This window comes from Ruegeria sp. CJ3 (assembly GCF_056536725.1).
In genome coordinates this window covers 245283-263606 of the sequence record NZ_JBQFQE010000003.1, presented here as the reverse complement: position 1 = coordinate 263606, position 18324 = coordinate 245283, and the positions used below count along the sequence as shown (strand labels likewise).

Here is an 18324-nt window from a genome sequence, read left to right as displayed (position 1 = left end):
CCTCCTGCATGTTCGGGCCGGGTGCTAATCTAACCGGCCATTGCCATCCTGATCCGCCGCCTCAAAATCGTTCTGCATTTGCGCGGCATACTCTGCCTTGGAAATAAGGCTGTCTCCATCCCGGTCAACCGCTTGGAACTGTTCGATATCCAGAAACGGCTTGGCCTCGTTCAGGCCCAGTGTGCCGTTCTTGTCCTCGTCCATCGCCTGAAAGGCGTAGTCCGAGAAAGCATTGAACTCGTCCTTCGACAGGAACCCATCATTGTTCTTGTCGATATTATTTAGCTCGGCTTCGTTAAGCTCCGAGACACTCTCGGCATGGGCCACCCCGGCCATCGCCAGCGCGGCGACTACGATAAATGCATGTTTCATCTTACCTCTCCTCAGCACGCGTATCTCTGGCCTTCAAAGCCACCCGCTGCTGCGCCCGCTGCAGTCAGAATGGTTTTACCCGAGCCACCACCAAACTGATTGCCGATTGCGCCGCCGATCAGGGCGCCGCCCAATGTGCCGCTCAAACACGCAATCTCGTGCTGTCGCGCGGCCTGTTGCTGTGGTGTGGATGCTGGTCCACAGGCGGCCAACGCGCCTGTTGCGCCAAGAAGCAAAGTCAGAAATCTAAGTCGCATCAATGAACTCCCGGGTTGTATGCGCCAAGTATTGGCACATCGGGATGTTGCATCAAGTTAATTGCGCTTCATGCGGCCCCGGTCTTGCCGGGGCCGAACATCTTAGATGGTTTCAAGCAGGCCCTCACCTGCCGAAATCTCGCAGGCGCCGGGGTTGTCTTCGAGGTTGAGCGCCACGACCTTGCCGTCCTCGACCAGCATCGCATAGCGTTTGGAACGCGCGATCAGCCCTACGGGCGGGGCGTCGAAATCCATGCCGATGGCCTTGGTGAATTCGGACGCGGCATCGGCCAGCATGGTCAACCCGGCGGCTGTTGCGCCGGTGCTTTCCCCCCACGCTCCCATTACGAACGGATCGTTGACCGAGATGCAGATGATCTCCTCGACACCCTTGGCATCGAACTGGTCCTTGGTGCGCATGAAGCTTGGAACATGAGCGGTTGTGCAGGTTCCGGTAAACGCACCGGGCACGGCAAAGATCACAACCTTGCGCCCTTTGGTTTTGTCTGAAATCCGAACCTCCTCAGGGCCTTCCGCGCCCATCTGGATCAGGGTCGCTTCGGGCAGCATGTCACCTGTTGAAATCATTTTTATGCTCCTGTCATTTGGATTTGCAGAGTCGGGCTTTGCCGCAATATAGGTGGTCGAAACAAAGTGACCACGTGAATTCTGCAGAGCGGGTGAAACATGAGCCATATTGTCGTGATCGGTGCCGGGCAGGCCGGAGCCTCGCTGGTGGCGCGGCTGCGCAAGGACGGGTTCGCGGGTGACATCACCCTGATCGGGGCCGAGCCGCATCTGCCCTATCAGCGCCCGCCGCTGTCCAAGGCCTATCTGCTGGGTGAGATGGAGCTGGACCGCCTGTTCCTGCGGCCCGAAAGCTTTTATGCCGAGAATAATATCACCTTGCGTCTGGGTCAGCGCGTCACCGGCATCGACCCGCAGGCCAAGACGGTTTCGCTGGGCAATGAGGTCATCTCATACGACGAACTGGCCCTGACCACCGGGTCCGATCCGCGCCGCTTGCCAGCGGCGATCGGCGGCGATCTGGAGGGCGTCCATGTGGTCCGCGATCTGGCCCATATCGACGCGCTGGAGCCCGGTGTCAAAGACGGCGCGCGCGCGCTGATCGTGGGCGGCGGCTATATCGGACTTGAGGCCGCAGCCGTCTGCGCCAAGCGCGGGGTCAAGGTGACCTTGGTCGAGATGGCCGAGCGTATCTTGCAGCGGGTCGCGGCACCCGAGACCAGCGACTATTTCCGCGCTCTGCATTCCGAATACGGCGCCGATATCCGCGAAGGGGTCGGGCTGGATCGTCTGATCGGGGAAGATGGCCATGTGACGGGGGCCGTCCTGACGGACGGCTCGGAACTGGCGGTGGATTTCGTCATTGTCGGCGTGGGCATCGCGCCCGCGACCCAACTGGCCGAGATGGCGGGTCTGGAGCTGGATAACGGGATCAAGACCGACGCCCATGGCCGCACCTCGGATCCCTCGATCTGGGCGGCAGGCGATTGCGCGTCCTTCCCGCATGGCGAAGGCCGCATCCGTCTGGAAAGCGTGCCCAACGCAATCGATCAGGCCGAGATTGTGGCTCAGAACATGCTGGGCGCGGCCAAGGACTACGTGGCGACGCCATGGTTCTGGTCGGATCAGTATGACGTCAAGCTGCAGATCGCTGGCCTGAACACCGGCTATGACCGCGTCGTGACCCGCAAGGGGCAGGGCGCGACGGTGTCTTTCTGGTACTACAAGGGCGATCAGCTGATTGCCGTGGACGCGATGAACGACCCGCGCGCCTATATGGTTGGCAAGCGCCTGATCGACGCGGGCAAAACCGCTGATCCGGCGGTGGTCGCCGACCCGGATGCGGACCTCAAACCGCTGCTCAAAGCGTGAGGATCATCGCCGGAGACTTCCGGGGTCGGGCGCTGGCCTCGGTCGGCAAAGGCGATGCGGGCGCACATCTGCGCCCCACCACGGACCGGGTGCGCGAAAGCCTGTTCAATGTGCTCAGCCACCAGATCGACTTCGACGGTCTGCGCGTTCTGGACCTGTTCGCAGGCACCGGCGCGTTGGGGCTCGAGGCGCTGTCGCGCGGCGCGGCGCACGTCACCTTTGTCGATGACGGGCGCGTGGCGCAGGGTCTGATCCGCAAGAATATCGACCTGACGGGATGCAAGACTCGCACGGAAATGATCCGCCGCGACGCAACCCGATTGGGCGACAACCCCGGCGCGCCCTATGATCTGATCTTCCTCGACCCGCCTTACGGCAAGGCGCTGGGCCAGAAAGCAATCGCCGCCCTGTCCGGCGGCTGGCTGGCCGACGACGCCCTGATCGTCTGGGAGGAAAACGCCCCCATGGCCGCGCCCGACGGGTTCACCCTGAGCGACACACGCAAATATGGCGACACGCATATCTCGTTGATGTGGAGGGACGATCCGAATGCATGATCTGGTCATCTTCGATTGTGACGGCGTTCTGGTCGACAGCGAGGTTCTGTCCAATCAGGTCATGGTCGACAATTTCGCCCGCTATGGCCTGCACCTGAGCCTCACCGAATGCATGGCGCTGTTTGTCGGCGGAACCATGACCGGCGTGCGCGACAAGGCGCGGGCGTTGGGGGCGGATCTGCCGGATGACTGGACCGAGCAGATTTACGCGGAAATCTATACGGCATTGAAAGCAGGCACGCCGCTGGTCGAAGGCATTCCCGAATTGCTGGCGCAACTGGACGCGCAGGCCATCCCCTATTGCGTCGCCTCGAATGGCCGACCCGAGAAGATGCAGATCACCCTTGGTCAGAATGGGCTGTGGGAGCGGTTCAGGGACGTGATGTTCTCGGCCCATGAACTGGGCGCCGGCAAGCCCGAACCCACGTTGTTCCTGACCGCCGCGCAGCATTTCGGCGCGCAGCACCCGGTGGTTATCGAAGACAGCGAAAACGGCGTCACCGCTGCGATCCGGGCCGATATGCGCTGCCTGGCTTACGCCGCCCATGACGACGGCGCGCGTCTGGCCGCGCTGGGGGCCGAGGTCTTCACGGATATGTCACAAGTGCCCGGGCTTTTGGGACTCTGAGCGCGAAACATGGTAAGGTCCGGCCATGGACCGCGCTCTCTCACCTCCGCTTTGGGCCTTTTCGAAGGATACCGACACCACCACAGGGCCGCCGCCCAACCCGATGCGCGCGCCGGTGTTCATCCACGACGCGGTGATCCCGTGGCGGGATGAGACATTGCTGCTGAAACTGCTGCGCGATCAGGACGAATAGGTCGGGTGATACTTACCGCCCGGTGACAGGGTGAAAATCTCGACCCCATCTGCCGTTACACCCACCGAATGCTCAAACTGCGCCGACAGTGATTTGTCGCGGGTTACGGCGGTCCAGTCATCGGCCAGCGTCTTGGTCTCGGGCCGTCCCAGATTAACCATCGGCTCGATGGTGAAGAACATGCCCTCTTCCAGCACCGCGCCGGTGCCCGGACGCCCGTAATGCAGCACATTCGGTGGCGCGTGGAACACCCGGCCCAGCCCGTGACCGCAGAAATCGCGCACAACGCTCATCCGGTGTGCCTCGACATAAGCCTGAATGGCGTGGCCGATATCGCCGAATGTATTGCCCGGCTTGACCATCTCGATGCCCTTGAACAGCGCGTCATGGGTCACCTGAATCAACCGTTCCGCCTTGCGGGGCAGTTTACCTGCCACATACATGCGCGAGGTATCGCCGAACCAGCCATCGACGATGACGGTGACGTCGATATTCAGGATATCGCCATCCTTCAGCTTCTTGTCGCCGGGAATGCCGTGGCAGACTACGTGATTCACGCTGATACAACTGGCGTGCTTGTACCCTTTGTAACCGATGGTGGCAGACTCTGCGCCAGCATCCTCGACCATCTGCGTGATCAGCCCGTCAATCGCTCCTGTGGTCTGGCCCACAAACACATGATCGGCAATGTCATCCAATATCCGCGCAGCCAAGGCCCCTGCCGCGTGCATCCCGGCAAAGTCCCCCTGTTCGTAAATGCGGATACCGTCCTTGGTCAGACGGCCACGATGCTCTTTCATCGACGCCAAGCTCCAAATATTTCGCGCAGCGCCCCTTTTACGCTGCTTGTGCAGAAAGTTCCAGAGGGTGCGGTTTTCGACCGTTCAAATGGCGTTGAACGGGCCGGGTTCAATCTTTGACTGATCGAAATCTCGGATAGGGTGACGAAACGCCTCAGAATCGATGCAGGGAATGTGATGAAGAAATGGATCGCGGTTTTGCTGGTTCTGACACTATCCGGCTGCCGGGATGAGGTGACGCTTCTGTCGGGGTCCGAGATAAAGGCGCTGCTGGCCAAAGATCGCAAGATCGCGTTTGACAGATTCCACTATTCCGGGACGGCAACCCTTAGGGCGGATGAAACCTTTAAGGTCCTTATCCCGCGATTGGGACAGGATAGTGGCGTTTGGTGGCTGGATGGTGACAAGCTGTGCAGTCGCTGGAAATCGTTTCAGCAGGGTCGCCAGCTTTGCGCGCGGGTCGGACGGCTGCCGGATGGCGGATATCGCGGTCAGTTTCCGAAATCGGGCGCGTTGATCGGGAATTTTCGGTTTGAGGACTGAACTCAGGAAAATTCCCAGTGTCGCATGGGATCAGCCCAAACGCCGTCTGGCGAGATCCGCGTACCGACGACCAGCCGCTCAACCCCCTTGGCCGCCTCGAACGCGGCCGCATAGGCCGGATCAATATCGGCGGCCAGCGTGAACCGGTCGCAATCGGTGCGCTGCACCAGATACAGCATCACCGCCCGATGCCCCTGTGCCGCCATCGCCGCCAACTCGCCCAGATGTTTGGTGCCGCGCGCGGTCACGCTGTCGGGAAACTCGGCCAGACCGGGCTGGCGCGAGAGCGTCACGCTTTTGACCTCGACATAAGCATCCGGCAGGCCGGGTTGGGTCAGCAGGAAATCGATGCGGCTGTTTTCACCGTATTTCACCTCGGGGCGGACGGTTTCATAGGCGGCCAGTTCGGGGATGTCGCGCGCCATCAGCGCCGCCCGCAGCGCCCGGTTCGGCAGCGAGGTATCGACCCCGGTGAAATGCCCGTTCTCATGATCGACCAGCCGCCAGCCGTATTTCAGCTTTTTTTTCGGATCGTCATTGGGCTCCAGCCAGATTTTCTCGCCCGGTTCCGCCAGCCCCATCATCGATCCTGGATTGGCGCAATGGGCGGTCACCTCGCGCCCGTCCTCCAGCGTGCAATCGGCCAGAAAGCGTTTGTAGCGGCGGATCAGGCGGGCGGGAACAAGGGGGGTTTCAAATCGCATGGCCAAGGGCCTATACCTGCCCTAAGGGCCGATCAAGAGGGAGGGCGCGCCATGGCCAATCCAACCGCTGCAATGCTGGTGATCGGGGATGAGATCCTCTCGGGCCGCACCCGCGACGCCAACATGCATTTTCTGGCCGGAGAACTGACCAAACAGGGCATCGATCTGAACGAGGTACGGATCGTCAGCGACGATGCCTCGGCGATCGAATCTGCGGTCAAGGCGCTGTCCGAGGCGCATGACCATGTCTTCACCAGTGGCGGCATCGGGCCCACCCATGACGATATCACCGCCGATTGCATTGCTCGCGCCTTTGGGGCGCATATTGACGTGCGCGCCGATGCCCGCGCCCTGCTCGAGGCGCATTACGACAAGTCCGGGCTGGAACTGAACGCCGCTCGCCTGCGCATGGCGCGCATCCCCGATGGGGCGGCGCTGATCGACAATCCGGTCTCGACCGCACCGGGCTTCACGCTGGGGAATGTGCACGTTATGGCCGGGGTGCCGCTGGTGTTTCAGGCTATGGTCGCCAGCGTCCTGCCTGCGCTGACCGGTGGCAGCCCGCTATTGTCGCAAACCCTGCGCGTCGACCGGGGCGAAGGGGATATCGCAGCAACTCTGGCCACGCTGGCCGAGGATTTCGATGATCTGTCGATCGGCTGCTACCCGTTCCAGACCAATGGCGTGTTTGGCGCCAATGTTGTTGTACGCGGTACCGATGGCGCGCGTGTCGATGCCGCCATCACCCGTCTCGCGAAAGAGATTGAACTTTGAACGCCAACTGGTCCGCGATTGTCGACGGCACCTGGCCCGCCGCTGGCTATGACAGGCTGGGGCCGTTTCGGCTGCGGCAGGGGCAGGGTGGCGGGTCGCGCGTGTCCGCAGCCAGCCGAATGGGCGAGGTCACGGACGCCGATATCGACGCTGCCGAGACCGCGATGCAGGCGATGGATCAAAAACGCCTCTTTTGTCTCTGGCCCGGGGATGAGGCGCTGGACGTCCAACTTGCGGATCGTGGCTATGACATCCTTGATCCGGTCAACATCTATGCCTGCCCGGCGAGACATCTGACCGACATCCCGATCCCGCGCGTGACCGTGTTCAATGTCTGGGAACCGCTGGCCATCATGCGGGAAATCTGGGCGCAGGGCGGCATCGGTCCGGAACGGCTGGCCATCATGGACCGGGCACAAGGGCCCAAAACCGGCCAGTTGATGCGCCGCAGCGATCAACCTGCGGGCACCGGGTTTGTCGCTATTCATGATGGCATCGCCATGGTGCACGCGCTGGAAATCCTGCCCGATCACCGCCGTCAGGGCATGGGTGCATGGGCGATGCGCGCTGCGGCCTTCTGGGCGCTGGACAATGGCGCTGAGACCCTTAGCGTGATCTGTACCAAGGCGAATGTCGGGGCCAACGGGCTCTATCAGGCGCTGGGGATGGAGATTGTCGGCGAGTACCACTATCGCCAGCAGGTCTGAGGAGAGCGAATTGACCACACAGGATATGCCCACCGCCCTGAACCTGCCGATGGCGGACCCGCTGCCGCCCGAGACGCAGAAGTACTTCGATATCTGCGTCGAAAAGCTGGGCATGGTCCCCAACGTGCTGCGCGCCTATGCCTTCGATATCGACAAGCTGAACGCGTTCACGGCGATGTATAACGACCTGATGCTGGCCGACAGCGGGCTGAGCAAGCTGGAACGCGAGATGATCGCCGTTGTGGTCTCGTCCATCAACAAGTGCTTCTACTGCCTCGTAGCCCATGGCGCGGCGGTGCGTCAGCTTTCGGGTGATCCGCAACTGGGCGAGATGCTGGTGATGAATTACCGGGTTGCTCCGCTGGACGACCGCCAGCGCGCGATGCTGGATTTTGCCGCCAAGATGACCACCGCCAGCACAACGATTGAAGAACCCGACCGCCAGCAATTACGCGATGCCGGATTCTCGGATCGTGATATCTGGGACATCGCCAATGTCACTGGTTTCTTCAACATGACCAACCGCGTGGCCAGCGCCACCGCGATGGCCCCGAACCCCGAATATCACGCCCAGTCCCGATGATCCGACCTCTTGTTCTCTGCTTTGTTCTGCTGGCCGCTCCGGCCCTCGCGCAGGAACTGGTGCTGCCCTCCAGCGCGCGTCAGATTTCGGACCGGACCAGCGCGTTTGACAGTTATGACGTGCCGATTGCGGTATTTGCTGACAACGCGGTGCCCTCTCGCACGGTTGAAGGCAAGGTCGAACGCCTGACATGGCGGCTGCAAGCCGGGTCCAGCACCACGCTGCAAATCCTCACACCGCTGCGTGACCAGCTTTTGGCGCAGGGGTATGAGATCATCTTTGAATGCGAGGCCCGCAGCTGCGGCGGTTTTGATTTCCGCTTTGGCACCGAGGTCGTGCCAACCCCCGATATGTATGTGGCGATCCATGATTACCGCTTTCTGACCGCCATCCGCGGCAACAACGTGATCAGCCTGCTGATCAGCCGCAACCCGCCCGACGGCTATGCACAGATGATCCGGGTCACGCCCGTTGGCACCCAACCCGCCCCGCCGCTGGTGATCGAGGAAACCGTGGACGGTGCCGTCGGGTTGCTGACCGAGCTGAGCAGCAAAGGTCATGTCATCCTTGATGACCTGCATTTCCGCACCGGCGAGGTCGCGCTGGGCGAGGGGCCCTTTGCCTCGCTGGCCCTGCTGGCGGGCTATCTGTCCGAGAACCCTGATACCCGCCTTGCGCTGGTCGGGCACACCGATGACACCGGTGATCTGCAGGCCAATATCGCGGTTAGCACCAAGCGTGCCGACGCCGTGCGCGCTCGCTTGATCGAGGCCCACGGCATCGCCGCCGACCGGGTCGAGGCGCAGGGCGCGGGCTATCTCGCCCCCATCACCTCGAACGCCACGCCCGAGGGTCGCGACATCAACCGCCGGGTCGAGGCGGTGCTGCTGGTCAACTGACCCACCACAGATACAGCGGCAGCCCGACCGTGATGTTGAACGGAAACGACACCCCCAGCGACAGTGTCAGGTAAATCCCGGCTTCCGCCTTGGGCAGCGCGATCTTCATCGCCGCAGGCACCGCGATGTAAGAGGCCGAGGCCGCCAGCACCATGAACAAAAACAGGCTGCCCTGCGGCAATCCGATCAGCGCGCCCACGGCCCAGGCCATCAGCGCCCCGATCAGCGGCATCAGCACCCCAAAGGCAAACAGTCCCACCGACAGCTTGTCCCGGTTGGTGATCAGGCTACGCCCCGCCGACAGGCCCATATCCAGCAGGAACAGGCACAGGATGCCGGTGAAGGGTGTCACGATGAAGGGCGCGATCATCTGCATCCCTTCGCCGCCCGTGATCACCCCGATCAGGAACGCGCCGGTCAGCAACACGATCGAGCCATTGGCCAGCAGATCGCGCCACAGCTTGTCATCTTTCACACCGGTGTTGCCCGCCTTGTGCGCCAGCCACAGCGCCGACAGGATCGCCGGAACCTCCATCGCGGCGGCGACGGCCACCATGAACCCGTCATGGGTCAGCCCCACCAGATCCAGCAGGCTGGTGGCAGTGACAAAGGTGACGATCGAGATCGAGCCGTAATGCCCTGCCACCGCTGCTGCGTTCAGCGGATCAAGCCGGGTCATCACCCGCAGCAGGCCAAAGGCCACAAACGGTATCGCAAAGGACAGGACAACCCCGCCCATCAGCGTCAGGAACAGCTGCAGATGTATCCCATGCTCGGCCAGACTGGCCCCGCCTTTGAACCCGATGGCCAGCAGCAGGTAAAGCGACATGAATTTCGCCGCCCCCGCCGGGATCGACAAATCGCTGCGCACAAAGGCCGCCAGCAGCCCGAGGGCGAAAAACAATATGGTCGGCACCAGCAGATTGCTGGACAGCGTCTCGATCACTCCGGGCATTTTGCGCTCCTGTTCCCTCGGGTTTCGGGCTAGGTGCCTTGCAAAATTGATTTCGCCCAATACTATCTTGCTAAGTTTTGCTTAGTTTCAGGCTATGAGATGCGCCCAACCCTGCGCCAACTGGAATATATCGTCACCGTCAGCCGCCTGGGCCGGTTCAGCCTTGCCGCCGATGTGCTGAATGTCAGCCAGCCCAGCCTGTCAGCCCAGATTGCGACGGTGGAACAGGAGCTTGGCGTCCGCATCTTCGACCGCAATCGTGGCGGCGTGCAGGTGACGGCCAAGGGCGAAGACTTCATCGCCCGGGCGCAGAAAATCCTCGCCGATGTCAAAGACCTGCGCCACGCCATGTCCAGCGACACGCCGGTGGGCGGGCGGCTGCGGCTGGGCGTGCTGCCGTCGATCGGGCCCTACCTGTTGCCGCAGGTGATCAAAGAGGTCCACCGCCTGCGCCCCGGCCTGCGCATCATCGTGCGCGAGGAAAACACCCGCGATCTGGAACAGGGTCTCAAGACCGGGCGCTTTGACCTGATCCTGTCCACGCCCGAGGACCACCCCAACACCCTGCAGCACCGCCTGTTCAACGAATCCCTCTGGGTTGCGGTGGCCGTCGACGACGTGCTGGCGCAGGACCTGCAGGGCGTCAGCGCCGGTGACCTGCAAAACCGCCTGTTCCTGACACTGGACCAAAGCCACCGCCTGTCGCGCATCGTCTATGCGCTGGCGGCGGAATGCGGCGGCGTGGTGTCAGATGAATACGAGGGCACGACGCTCGATTCCATCGTCCTGATGGCCGCCTCGGGCGTCGGCGTGGCGATTCTGCCCGACCTCTATGCCCGCAGACAGGGCATCTACCGCGACGAAGTGCGCCTGCGCCCCCTGTCGATCCCGAACGCCAACCGCGACATCGCCCTGCTGGCCCGCCCCGCCGAGACCCCGCTGCCGGGTCAAACCGTCCTGACCGAAAGCCTGCGCGCCGTCGCCCGCACCATGGGTCTGCCGGTGATCGAGTAAAAAAAGGCCCGTGTCTTTCAACACGGGCCATCAAGGTACCACAGGGAGAATTCTACCAATCCATCGGGCCTTTTTCAGCAAAGGACGCGACGAGAAAATCAATGAAAGCCCGGACCTTGGGCTGGGTGAACCGGCCCGGCGGGTAGACCGCATAGACGCCTTGCACCTCATCGGGCAGCGACGGCATCGCATCTACGACCTCACCAGACTTCAGTGCGTCCGCATAAAGATAGCTGGGCAGATGCGCGATCCCCAGGCCCGAGATCGCGGCGTTCAGCAACGATTGCCCGTCATTCACACTCAGCCAGCCGGCCGTGCGCACCTGGCGCTTTTCACCGGACGGCGCGGTCAGTTTCCAGACGCTGCCCGAGGACTGGCTGGAATAATGCAGCAGCTTGTGTTCGTTCAGATCGTCGATCTTTTGGGGCCGTCCGAACTGTTCGATATATTTCGGCGAGGCAACCAGACGCTTGACCGTCTCAGTCAGCTTGCGGGCGCGCAGGGTGCTGTCTTCCAGCTCTCCGATGCGCACGGCCACGTCGAAGCCTTCGGAGATCAACTCCACATAGCGGTTGTTCAGTACCATGTTCACGGTGATGTCGGGATAGACCGACAGGAACTCCGACAGCACCGGCGACAGGTGATTGACCCCGAAATCCGTCGCCACGCTGATCCGCAGCAGACCGGAAGGCGCCGATTGCATCGACGTTACCAGCGCATCCGCCTCACCCGCGTCGTTCAGCACGCGGCGGGCACGGTCGTAATAGGCCAATCCAATCTCGGTCGGTGATACGCGGCGTGTGGTGCGGTTCAGCAGTCTTGCACCCAGCCGCGCCTCAAGGCTCGACACGTGTTTGGATACGGCCGATTTGGAGATCCCCATTTTCTTGGCCGCGTCGGTGAAACCACCCTGGTCCACCACGTTGGAAAAGGCCTCCATTTCGGTCAGTCGATCCATTCTCGTTCCCCAGGTCTTCTGTTCGTTGTCTCTTTATCGCGATCAATCTGGGCGAGAACTGGGCAGACATGGGATAATATCAGGGTTTTGAATCGGATCGTTTGCGACTGGGAAACGCTAAGATGAACGTGTGGCGGATCATGCCTTCCCTTGCAAATCCCCGATTTCTGGACTTTTTCCCGATTGTGCTATGATCAGGATGGCAATTTTGTGACCACGGAGGAGAGTATGAGAGCCCTTTTTACAGCCATCGCCCTGTGTCTGACCGCCACGCTTGCCTGGGCCGGGGGCGAGACACCGTCGAATCCCGACGCAAAGCTCTATTTCGTCAACCTGTCGGACGGGGACACGGTGCAATCACCCGTAACAATTGTGTTTGGCCTCAGCGGTATGGGCGTCGCGCCGGCCGGCACCGAAGCTGAAAACACCGGCCACCACCACCTGTTGATCGACCGCCCGCCGATCGGGCAGGGCGAGGATGGCGCGGATGAGCTGGCCTATGGCCTGCCCGCCGATGACAACCACATCCATTTTGGCGGCGGCCAGACCGAGGTCACGCTGGATATGACGCCGGGCGAACACACGCTGCAGCTGGTGCTGGGCGATGCGGGCCATGTGCCCCACGCGACGCCGATCGTGTCCGAGGTGATTACGATTACCGTTGAATGACCGCTACAGCCCTGCCGCAAGCCGTGTGCCCTGATTGATCGCCCGCTTTGCGTCCAGTTCTGCCGCAACATCCGCGCCGCCGATCACATGGCAGGCGATACCGCGCGCGCTCAGCTCATCAGCCAGCGACCGGTCCGAGACCTGACCCGCGCACAAGACAATCGTTTCCGCCGGGATCACAGTCGGATCGGCGCGGGTCTCGCCAAAGCTGACATGCAGGCCATCTTCGTCGATGCGCTCGTAATTCACGCCACCTACGAAGTTGACGTCTTTCATCTTCAGCGTGGCGCGGTGAATCCAGCCTGTGGTCTTGCCCAAGCCCTTGCCATGCCGTTGAGCCTTGCGCTGCAGCAACGAGACCTGCCGCGCCGGGGCGGCGGGCTGGGGACCTTCCGATGCCAAACCCGAGCGGTGCTCGGACGGGTCGGTGACCCCCCATTCCTTCATCCACAGCAGCAGGTCCGTGGTCGCACTGTGGCCGTCCTCCAGCAGGAACTCGGACACGTCGAACCCGATGCCACCCGCGCCGATCACGGCCACGGATTTGCCGACCTCGGCCTTGTCGCGCAGCACCTCGATATAACTGAGCACATTGTCCCGATCCTGCCCCGGTATCTGCGGATCGCGCGGGGTGACGCCGGTGGCGATGACCACCTCGTCAAAACCGGTCAGGTCATCGGCGCGGACCTCGCGGTTCAGTTCCACCTTGACGCCCAGGTCGTCCATCATGGTGCGGTACCAGTCGACCAGCCCCCAGAATTCCTCTTTCCCCGGCACCTGTTTGGCCATGTTCAGCTGACCGCCAATTTCAGCCGCCCGGTCGAACAGGGTCACGTCATGGCCGCGCTGGGCGGCGGTCATCGCGGTGGACAGGCCAGCCGGGCCAGCCCCAACGATGGCAACAGTCTTGGCAATCTCGGCCTTGGTGATCACCAACTCGGTCTCATGGCAGGCGCGCGGATTCACAAGGCAAGACGTCAGCTTGCCGCTGAACGTGTGATCCAGACAGGCCTGATTGCAGGCGATACAGGGCGCGATCTGCGCCGCCTCACCCGCGATGGCCTTGTTCACGAAATCCGCGTCCGCCAGCATCGGGCGGGCCAGAGACACCATGTCGGCGCAACCCGTCGACAGAACCTCTTCGGCGACCTCGGGCGTGTTGATCCGGTTCGAGGTGATGATCGGAATCCCGACTTTGCCCATCAGTTTCTTGGTCACCCATGCGAACGCCGCCCGCGGCACAGATGTGGCAATCGTCGGTATCCGCGCCTCGTGCCAGCCGATGCCGGTGTTGATGATCGTGGCCCCCGCAGCCTCGATCCGCTGCGCCAGCTCGACCACCTCATCATGGGTCGAGCCATTGGGGACCAGATCGATCATCGACAGCCGATAGATGATGATGAAATCCGTCCCGACCGCTTCGCGCGTGCGACGCACGACTTCGATGGGCAGGCGCATCCGGTTCTCATACGACCCGCCCCAGCGGTCGGTGCGTTTGTTGGTGTGGGTCACCAGGAACTGGTTCAGGAAATACCCCTCGGACCCCATGATCTCGACGCCGTCATACCCCGCCTTCTGTGCCAGCCGGGCCGCATTCACGATGTCGCCGATCTGTTTTTCGATCCCGTCTTCATCCAGCTCATGCGGCGGAAACGGAGAGATCGGAGATTTCACCGGGCTGGGCGCCACGCATTTCGGACCATAGGCATACCGCCCCGCATGCAGGATCTGCATCGCGATCTTGCCGCCTGCCTCATGCACCCGCTGTGTCACGATGGAATGGTTCGCGACCTCTGTGTCATTGGTCATCATCGACGCGCCGGGCAGGACCGAGCCTTCAAGGTTCGGGCCAATCCCGCCCGTCACCATCAGCGCCACACCGCCGCGCGCCCGATCGGCATAGAACTCGGCCACCCGGTTCCAGTCGCCGGTTTCTTCCAGCCCGGTATGCATCGAGCCCATCAGCACGCGGTTCTTCAAGGTGGTAAAGCCCAGATCCAGCGGGGCCAGCATGTTTGGGTACGCGGTCATGGCGAACTCTCCCTGTTTCGGCGCTTAGATTGACGCGCGCGTCACCTTTGTCACGCGAAACCTAACGTCATCCCCTTTGCCGCCGGGGTGGTGCTTGATACAGAGGGGCCAAACAACCCAAGAGGCCGCGCATGACCCCCGACCAGATCGCCAAACTGCCCTATCGCCCCTGCGTCGGGCTGATGCTGATGAATGCGGAAGGCCGGATATTCACGGGCCTGCGCAACGACGGCCCCCGGGACGCATGGCAGATGCCCCAGGGGGGTGTGGACAAGGGCGAAGACCCCCGCGATGCCGCCCTGCGCGAGCTGTGGGAGGAGACCGGCGTCACCCCCGATCTGGTCGAGATCATCGCCGAGACCCCCGGCTGGCTGCCCTACGATCTGCCCCACGACATCGTGCCGAAAATCTGGAAAGGCCGCTATCGTGGGCAGGAACAGAAATGGTTCCTGCTGCGCTTTACCGGCCGCGACGATCACATCAACATCGACACTGCCCACCCCGAGTTCGCCCGCTGGAAATGGCAGGACCCCTCGCGCCTAATCGCCGAAATCGTCCCCTTCAAGCGCGAAGTGTATAAACAGGTCGTGGCCGCGTTTGCGGAACACTTGAGCTGAGGGCTATTCGCCCAAGGCTTCGATGGCCGTAACCAACCGCATCAGGTCTGCCGCATAAAACCCGGCTGCGTTGATGCAGTTCGTCTCAAGCATTCTCAGTCCATCACCCGTGCGGCAGATATCGATCACGTAAGCTTGTGAGTAGCTGGGATTGAGGTCCACCATCCTCTGCGCAAAAACTAACGCATCGGCGTCGATCTCATGTCGGTACACAACGCGCGCACCCTCTTTATACAGGGAATATGTGACCACTTTCCCATCGACCACCCAGAGCCGCCATTCCTTGAGGATACGGGCTGGTCGGCTCAGCATCAGTTGAGTGTCATGGCGTAGCGATCCATTTGGTATCACATCTTCATTCAATGCCAGCACGGTTTGTGCAAGTGTGATGATTTCGTCAGCAGATTTGACGGTTCCTGCGATTTCTTTGCTGTCATCCACGGGGCGAAAGAACCACAACTGCCCGTCATCGGATAGCGCGTCAGGGATGTCGCGGAGCGTGAGAAACACCGAGCCCGCCCCGTTCAACAAATGCGGGTGCCACGCTTGCTCGTGCACATAAGGCCGCAGCTTGAATACTCCGGGCTTCAGGTTCCGAGAAGCCGCATACCGCCAAAGAGTATAGGACCCGAACAGAACAACGGCACTCCGGTCTGCAATATCTGGTTCGGGGGTCAAGTCGCCTACAAACGGCACGACTTTGTGCCACGAATATGGGATGTCCAGCTGATCCAGCGCATGGGAGAGTTTTTGGGTGTCTTCAAACTCCTGAAGCAGCCATTGCATCCGTACGTCTCACTTTCTGACCTTGCCTGCAGAGTGCAGGCTACGCACAGAATTGCAACACGGTTTGCTGAACACTCACCGCGCGACAAATCGCCGTGAGGGGCCGTGGCGCGGGGCTTTGGGTGTGGTTAGCCTCGGGGGTATGAAAGACACCGTTGATCCCCACATCCCGACCTTCACGCAATGCACCCCTGCCGGTCGCCGGTTTCATGGCTCTGACCGCCGCGCGCCGCTGCGGGACGGGCTTTGGTCCGCGGGCGAATACGGCCCCGGCCAGACTGCAGGCCGGTTTTATCCCATCGCCTGCGTTGCGCTTGAGGTGACACAGCGCTGCAATCTGGATTGCACGCTCTGTTACCTCTCGGACCGGGCCGAGATGACCTATGACCCCCCGCTCTCGGTCCTGTTCGCGCGGCTGGCGACGATCCACAGCCACTATGGCCCCGGCGTCTCGGTGCAGTTGACGGGCGGCGATCCGACCCTGCGCAAGATCGAAGACCTAGAGGCGCTGTGCCGCGAGATTCGCCGCTTGGGGATGCGGTCCTGCCTGATGACCAACGGCATCCGCGCCAGTCGGGCCAAGCTGACACGGCTGGCGGCGGCGGGGCTGGACGATGTGGCCTTCCATGTCGATCTGACGCAGGAGCGTCGCGGGTTCGACACCGAGGCTGATCTGAACACCGTTCGCCGCGCCTATATCCGCCGCGCGCGGGGGCTGGGGCTGCGCATTCTGTTCAACACCACCGTCTTTGCAGGCAATTTCGACGAACTGCCTGCCCTGGCCCGTTTCCTGCGCGACCGGCCCGAGGTCGCCTTTGTCTCATTCCAGATGCAGGCCGATACCGGGCGCGGGGTGCTGCGCGAACGCCCCGAGATGATCACGCAGGACAGCGTGATGCGCGCGGTCGAAGCGGGGTACGAGACCCCGCTGCATTTCGACACCGCCGCGGTGGGCCATTCCCGCTGCAACCGCTATGCCAGCGTGTTGACCGCCGGAGGCAGGGCGAAATCGGTGCTGTCGAACCGCCGCCTTGTGCACCGCGTGATCGACACGCTGGAGCACGAGGATCGCTCGCAGGACGGGCATCTGAACATCCGCGACGGGCTGCGTCGGCTGGTGCTGCGTCACCCGCTCGTTGCCCTGCGCGCGGGTGCGCATCTGGCCGCCTGTGCCCTGCGACTGGGCCCCGGGCTGTTGCGCGGACGGGTGCGGCGGCAGGCGGTGTTCATTCACAACTTCATGTCCGCCGAGGCGCTGGATCAGGACCGCTGCGCGTCTTGTGTCTTCATGGTCGCCACCGCCAATGGCCCTCTGTCGATGTGCGCCCATAACGCGCAGCGCGACCGCCATCTGACCGCCCCCGACCGGATCGAGGGCGACCAAGGGCCCCAGTGGTGGAACGCGGCCTCTCGCGATCTGTCCGACAGCCCTGATCTGCCCGGCCTGCGCGATCCGGCGCGGGCGCCGCTGAAAAAGCTCAAAGGTCAGTTGCGCGCGCAACAGACCGCCCGAAAGGCCGCGTCATGAGGGTGCTGCTGATCCTGCTTTTGCTGCCGCTTCTGGCCGCCTGCGCCAGTGTCGAGCGTCTGGCCCTGCCCGCCGCCGCCCCGCTTGAAAACACGGCCCTGACCCGTACCGCATCGCCCCCCGGCGAGCGGGTCGATCACCGCGACTGGACCGCGTTTCTGAACCGCTATGTCGCGCCGGATGCGCAGGGGGTGAACCGGGTGGCCTACGGGCAGGTCTCGCAGGCGGACCGGGCGCGGCTGGACGGATATCTGACGCGGCTGCAATCGGTTGATCCCGCCGTACTGACCCGCGATCAGCAACTGGCTTATTGGATCAACCTCTATAATGCGCTGACCGTGGATGTGGTGCTGGAGAACTACCCCGTCGCCTCGATCCGCGACATCAGGGACGGGCCGCTATCGATCGGCCCGTGGAGCCGCCCTCTGGCGATGGTCGCGGGGCAGAGCCTGACGCTGAACGATATCGAACACCGCATCATCCGCCCCAGTTTTGAGGAACCGCGCATCCATTATGCCCTGAACTGCGCCGCTGTGGGTTGCCCCAACCTGATGGATCGCGCATGGCAGGCGCAGACGCTGGAACGCGACCTTGCCGCAGCCGAGCGCGCCTATGTCAACGACCCGCGCGGGGTGCGGTTCGATCAGCGGGGCAGGTTGATCCTGTCGAAAATCTACATCTGGTTCCGCGAGGATTTCGGGGTGAATGAGAAGGCCGTGCTTGCCTATCTGGAAACGGCGGCCGAGCCGGAGTTGCGCGCCCGCCTACAGGACACAGCCCGCGTGAGCGCCTATGAATACAACTGGGCCCTGAACGACGCGGCAGCGGGTTCTTAACGGCGCGGAATCAA

23 protein-coding genes are annotated in these 18324 nt (G+C 62.4%); 14 read left to right on the top strand and 9 right to left on the bottom strand.

The genetic code is table 11. From position 1 onward, the window contains the following. Window positions 1–24 precede the first annotated feature (24 nt). From ACR0J1_RS07055 to ACR0J1_RS07045, 3 genes are all read right to left on the bottom strand, one after another. Window positions 25–372 (bottom strand): EF-hand domain-containing protein, encoded by a 348-nt coding sequence (locus tag ACR0J1_RS07055; protein WP_480731731.1) that lies wholly within the window; start codon window positions 370–372, stop codon window positions 25–27. An 11-nt stretch (window positions 373–383) separates the two neighbouring features. Further along, window positions 384–629, bottom strand: coding sequence for a glycine zipper 2TM domain-containing protein (locus tag ACR0J1_RS07050; RefSeq protein WP_480731729.1), 246 nt, complete (start codon window positions 627–629; stop codon window positions 384–386). 102 nt (window positions 630–731) lie between these two features. Continuing rightward, complete coding sequence (locus ACR0J1_RS07045) at window positions 732–1217, bottom strand: redoxin family protein (protein ID WP_480731727.1); 486 nt, start codon at window positions 1215–1217, stop codon at window positions 732–734. A 99-nt stretch (window positions 1218–1316) separates the two neighbouring features. On the opposite strand from ACR0J1_RS07045, the gene ACR0J1_RS07040 reads away from it, so the two are divergent. Genes ACR0J1_RS07040 through ACR0J1_RS07025 form a run of 4 tightly spaced genes read left to right on the top strand, consistent with a single transcriptional unit; the run spans window position 1317 to window position 3906 of the window. After that, window positions 1317–2528, top strand: coding sequence for an NAD(P)/FAD-dependent oxidoreductase (locus tag ACR0J1_RS07040; protein WP_480731725.1), 1212 nt, complete (start codon window positions 1317–1319; stop codon window positions 2526–2528). After that, window positions 2525–3085 (top strand): 16S rRNA (guanine(966)-N(2))-methyltransferase RsmD, encoded by a 561-nt coding sequence (gene rsmD / locus ACR0J1_RS07035; protein ID WP_480731723.1) that lies wholly within the window; start codon window positions 2525–2527, stop codon window positions 3083–3085. Before ACR0J1_RS07040 ends, rsmD begins: the two co-directional genes overlap by 4 nt. After that, window positions 3078–3713 carry an HAD family hydrolase gene (locus tag ACR0J1_RS07030; protein ID WP_480731721.1) on the top strand — a complete coding sequence of 212 codons (636 nt, stop codon included), beginning with the start codon at window positions 3078–3080 and terminating at the stop codon, window positions 3711–3713. Before rsmD ends, ACR0J1_RS07030 begins: the two co-directional genes overlap by 8 nt. A gap of 25 nt (window positions 3714–3738) precedes the next feature. Further along, window positions 3739–3906 (top strand): hypothetical protein, encoded by a 168-nt coding sequence (locus tag ACR0J1_RS07025; RefSeq protein WP_480731719.1) that lies wholly within the window; start codon window positions 3739–3741, stop codon window positions 3904–3906. Here the strand turns inward: ACR0J1_RS07025 and map are convergent. Next, window positions 3894–4706 (bottom strand): type I methionyl aminopeptidase, encoded by an 813-nt coding sequence (gene map, locus ACR0J1_RS07020; RefSeq protein WP_480530266.1) that lies wholly within the window; start codon window positions 4704–4706, stop codon window positions 3894–3896. The genes ACR0J1_RS07025 and map overlap by 13 nt on opposite strands. Window positions 4707–4883: 177 nt before the next feature. On the opposite strand from map, the gene ACR0J1_RS07015 reads away from it, so the two are divergent. Further along, on the top strand, window positions 4884–5249 hold the full coding sequence (locus tag ACR0J1_RS07015) for a hypothetical protein (RefSeq protein WP_480731717.1): 366 nt from the start codon (window positions 4884–4886) through the stop codon (window positions 5247–5249). A gap of 2 nt (window positions 5250–5251) precedes the next feature. Here ACR0J1_RS07015 and sfsA read toward each other — a convergent pair whose 3' ends face one another. Continuing rightward, window positions 5252–5953, bottom strand: coding sequence for a DNA/RNA nuclease SfsA (gene sfsA, locus ACR0J1_RS07010; RefSeq protein WP_480731715.1), 702 nt, complete (start codon window positions 5951–5953; stop codon window positions 5252–5254). Window positions 5954–6004: 51 nt separating this feature from the next. On the opposite strand from sfsA, the gene ACR0J1_RS07005 reads away from it, so the two are divergent. The 4 genes from ACR0J1_RS07005 to ACR0J1_RS06990 are packed head-to-tail and all read left to right on the top strand — an operon-like array spanning window position 6005 to window position 8916. Beyond that, window positions 6005–6727 carry a competence/damage-inducible protein A gene (locus ACR0J1_RS07005; RefSeq protein ID WP_480731713.1) on the top strand — a complete coding sequence of 241 codons (723 nt, stop codon included), beginning with the start codon at window positions 6005–6007 and terminating at the stop codon, window positions 6725–6727. Further along, window positions 6724–7434 (top strand): GNAT family N-acetyltransferase, encoded by a 711-nt coding sequence (locus ACR0J1_RS07000; protein WP_480731711.1) that lies wholly within the window; start codon window positions 6724–6726, stop codon window positions 7432–7434. Before ACR0J1_RS07005 ends, ACR0J1_RS07000 begins: the two co-directional genes overlap by 4 nt. Window positions 7435–7459: 25 nt before the next feature. After that, window positions 7460–8017 (top strand): peroxidase-related enzyme, encoded by a 558-nt coding sequence (locus ACR0J1_RS06995; protein WP_480732147.1) that lies wholly within the window; start codon window positions 7460–7462, stop codon window positions 8015–8017. Then, window positions 8014–8916: an OmpA family protein gene (locus tag ACR0J1_RS06990; RefSeq protein ID WP_480731709.1), complete on the top strand. Its 903-nt coding sequence runs from the start codon at window positions 8014–8016 to the stop codon at window positions 8914–8916. Before ACR0J1_RS06995 ends, ACR0J1_RS06990 begins: the two co-directional genes overlap by 4 nt. Here ACR0J1_RS06990 and ACR0J1_RS06985 read toward each other — a convergent pair. Further along, on the bottom strand, window positions 8909–9871 hold the full coding sequence (locus ACR0J1_RS06985; protein WP_480731707.1) for a sodium-dependent bicarbonate transport family permease: 963 nt from the start codon (window positions 9869–9871) through the stop codon (window positions 8909–8911). The two genes, ACR0J1_RS06990 and ACR0J1_RS06985, sit on opposite strands and share 8 nt — an antisense overlap. Window positions 9872–9970: 99 nt before the next feature. On the opposite strand from ACR0J1_RS06985, the gene ACR0J1_RS06980 reads away from it, so the two are divergent. Next, window positions 9971–10885, top strand: coding sequence for a hydrogen peroxide-inducible genes activator (locus tag ACR0J1_RS06980; RefSeq protein WP_480731705.1), 915 nt, complete (start codon window positions 9971–9973; stop codon window positions 10883–10885). A gap of 52 nt (window positions 10886–10937) precedes the next feature. Here ACR0J1_RS06980 and ACR0J1_RS06975 read toward each other — a convergent pair whose 3' ends face one another. Next, window positions 10938–11843, bottom strand: a complete 906-nt coding sequence (locus tag ACR0J1_RS06975) for a LysR family transcriptional regulator (protein WP_480731704.1) — start codon at window positions 11841–11843, stop codon at window positions 10938–10940. A gap of 228 nt (window positions 11844–12071) precedes the next feature. Between ACR0J1_RS06975 and ACR0J1_RS06970 the strand changes: the two genes are divergently transcribed. Then, a complete protein-coding gene (locus ACR0J1_RS06970) occupies window positions 12072–12512 on the top strand; it encodes a DUF4399 domain-containing protein (protein WP_480731702.1) in 441 nt (146 codons plus the stop codon). A gap of 3 nt (window positions 12513–12515) precedes the next feature. Here the strand turns inward: ACR0J1_RS06970 and ACR0J1_RS06965 are convergent, their stop codons facing one another. After that, complete coding sequence (locus tag ACR0J1_RS06965) at window positions 12516–14543, bottom strand: FAD-dependent oxidoreductase (RefSeq protein ID WP_480731700.1); 2028 nt, start codon at window positions 14541–14543, stop codon at window positions 12516–12518. A 131-nt stretch (window positions 14544–14674) separates the two neighbouring features. Here ACR0J1_RS06965 and ACR0J1_RS06960 point away from each other — a divergent pair, with 131 nt between their 5' ends. Beyond that, complete coding sequence (locus ACR0J1_RS06960; RefSeq protein ID WP_480731698.1) at window positions 14675–15160, top strand: RNA pyrophosphohydrolase; 486 nt, start codon at window positions 14675–14677, stop codon at window positions 15158–15160. Window positions 15161–15163: 3 nt separating this feature from the next. On the opposite strand, the gene ACR0J1_RS06955 is transcribed toward ACR0J1_RS06960, so the two are convergent. Next, window positions 15164–15946, bottom strand: coding sequence for an ATP-grasp domain-containing protein (locus ACR0J1_RS06955; protein ID WP_480731696.1), 783 nt, complete (start codon window positions 15944–15946; stop codon window positions 15164–15166). A 142-nt stretch (window positions 15947–16088) separates the two neighbouring features. Between ACR0J1_RS06955 and ACR0J1_RS06950 the strand changes: the two genes are divergently transcribed. After that, window positions 16089–17474 carry a radical SAM protein gene (locus tag ACR0J1_RS06950; protein ID WP_480731694.1) on the top strand — a complete coding sequence of 462 codons (1386 nt, stop codon included), beginning with the start codon at window positions 16089–16091 and terminating at the stop codon, window positions 17472–17474. Next, complete coding sequence (locus ACR0J1_RS06945) at window positions 17471–18310, top strand: DUF547 domain-containing protein (RefSeq protein WP_480731692.1); 840 nt, start codon at window positions 17471–17473, stop codon at window positions 18308–18310. Before ACR0J1_RS06950 ends, ACR0J1_RS06945 begins: the two co-directional genes overlap by 4 nt. Window positions 18311–18324 lie beyond the last annotated feature (14 nt).

Bases quoted from the DNA above. Each gene is read 5' to 3' on its own strand.
- ACR0J1_RS07045 (WP_480731727.1), bottom strand. From the start codon at position 1,217: ATGATTTCAACAGGTGACATGCTGCCCGAAGCGACCCTGATCCAGATG.
- ACR0J1_RS06955 (WP_480731696.1), bottom strand. From the start codon at position 15,946: ATGCAATGGCTGCTTCAGGAGTTTGAAGACACCCAAAAACTCTCCCAT.
- ACR0J1_RS07050 (WP_480731729.1), bottom strand. From the start codon at position 629: ATGCGACTTAGATTTCTGACTTTGCTTCTTGGCGCAACAGGCGCGTTG.
- ACR0J1_RS06980 (WP_480731705.1), top strand. From the start codon at position 9,971: ATGCGCCCAACCCTGCGCCAACTGGAATATATCGTCACCGTCAGCCGC.
- ACR0J1_RS06960 (WP_480731698.1), top strand. From the start codon at position 14,675: ATGACCCCCGACCAGATCGCCAAACTGCCCTATCGCCCCTGCGTCGGG.
- ACR0J1_RS07005 (WP_480731713.1), top strand. From the start codon at position 6,005: ATGGCCAATCCAACCGCTGCAATGCTGGTGATCGGGGATGAGATCCTC.
- ACR0J1_RS06945 (WP_480731692.1), top strand. From the start codon at position 17,471: ATGAGGGTGCTGCTGATCCTGCTTTTGCTGCCGCTTCTGGCCGCCTGC.
- ACR0J1_RS06970 (WP_480731702.1), top strand. From the start codon at position 12,072: ATGAGAGCCCTTTTTACAGCCATCGCCCTGTGTCTGACCGCCACGCTT.
- ACR0J1_RS06965 (WP_480731700.1), bottom strand. From the start codon at position 14,543: ATGACCGCGTACCCAAACATGCTGGCCCCGCTGGATCTGGGCTTTACC.
- ACR0J1_RS06985 (WP_480731707.1), bottom strand. From the start codon at position 9,871: ATGCCCGGAGTGATCGAGACGCTGTCCAGCAATCTGCTGGTGCCGACC.
- ACR0J1_RS07040 (WP_480731725.1), top strand. From the start codon at position 1,317: ATGAGCCATATTGTCGTGATCGGTGCCGGGCAGGCCGGAGCCTCGCTG.
- map (WP_480530266.1), bottom strand. From the start codon at position 4,706: ATGAAAGAGCATCGTGGCCGTCTGACCAAGGACGGTATCCGCATTTAC.
- ACR0J1_RS06950 (WP_480731694.1), top strand. From the start codon at position 16,089: ATGAAAGACACCGTTGATCCCCACATCCCGACCTTCACGCAATGCACC.
- ACR0J1_RS07030 (WP_480731721.1), top strand. From the start codon at position 3,078: ATGCATGATCTGGTCATCTTCGATTGTGACGGCGTTCTGGTCGACAGC.
- ACR0J1_RS07025 (WP_480731719.1), top strand. From the start codon at position 3,739: ATGGACCGCGCTCTCTCACCTCCGCTTTGGGCCTTTTCGAAGGATACC.
- ACR0J1_RS07015 (WP_480731717.1), top strand. From the start codon at position 4,884: ATGAAGAAATGGATCGCGGTTTTGCTGGTTCTGACACTATCCGGCTGC.
- ACR0J1_RS07055 (WP_480731731.1), bottom strand. From the start codon at position 372: ATGAAACATGCATTTATCGTAGTCGCCGCGCTGGCGATGGCCGGGGTG.
- ACR0J1_RS06995 (WP_480732147.1), top strand. From the start codon at position 7,460: ATGCCCACCGCCCTGAACCTGCCGATGGCGGACCCGCTGCCGCCCGAG.
- sfsA (WP_480731715.1), bottom strand. From the start codon at position 5,953: ATGCGATTTGAAACCCCCCTTGTTCCCGCCCGCCTGATCCGCCGCTAC.
- ACR0J1_RS06975 (WP_480731704.1), bottom strand. From the start codon at position 11,843: ATGGATCGACTGACCGAAATGGAGGCCTTTTCCAACGTGGTGGACCAG.
- ACR0J1_RS06990 (WP_480731709.1), top strand. From the start codon at position 8,014: ATGATCCGACCTCTTGTTCTCTGCTTTGTTCTGCTGGCCGCTCCGGCC.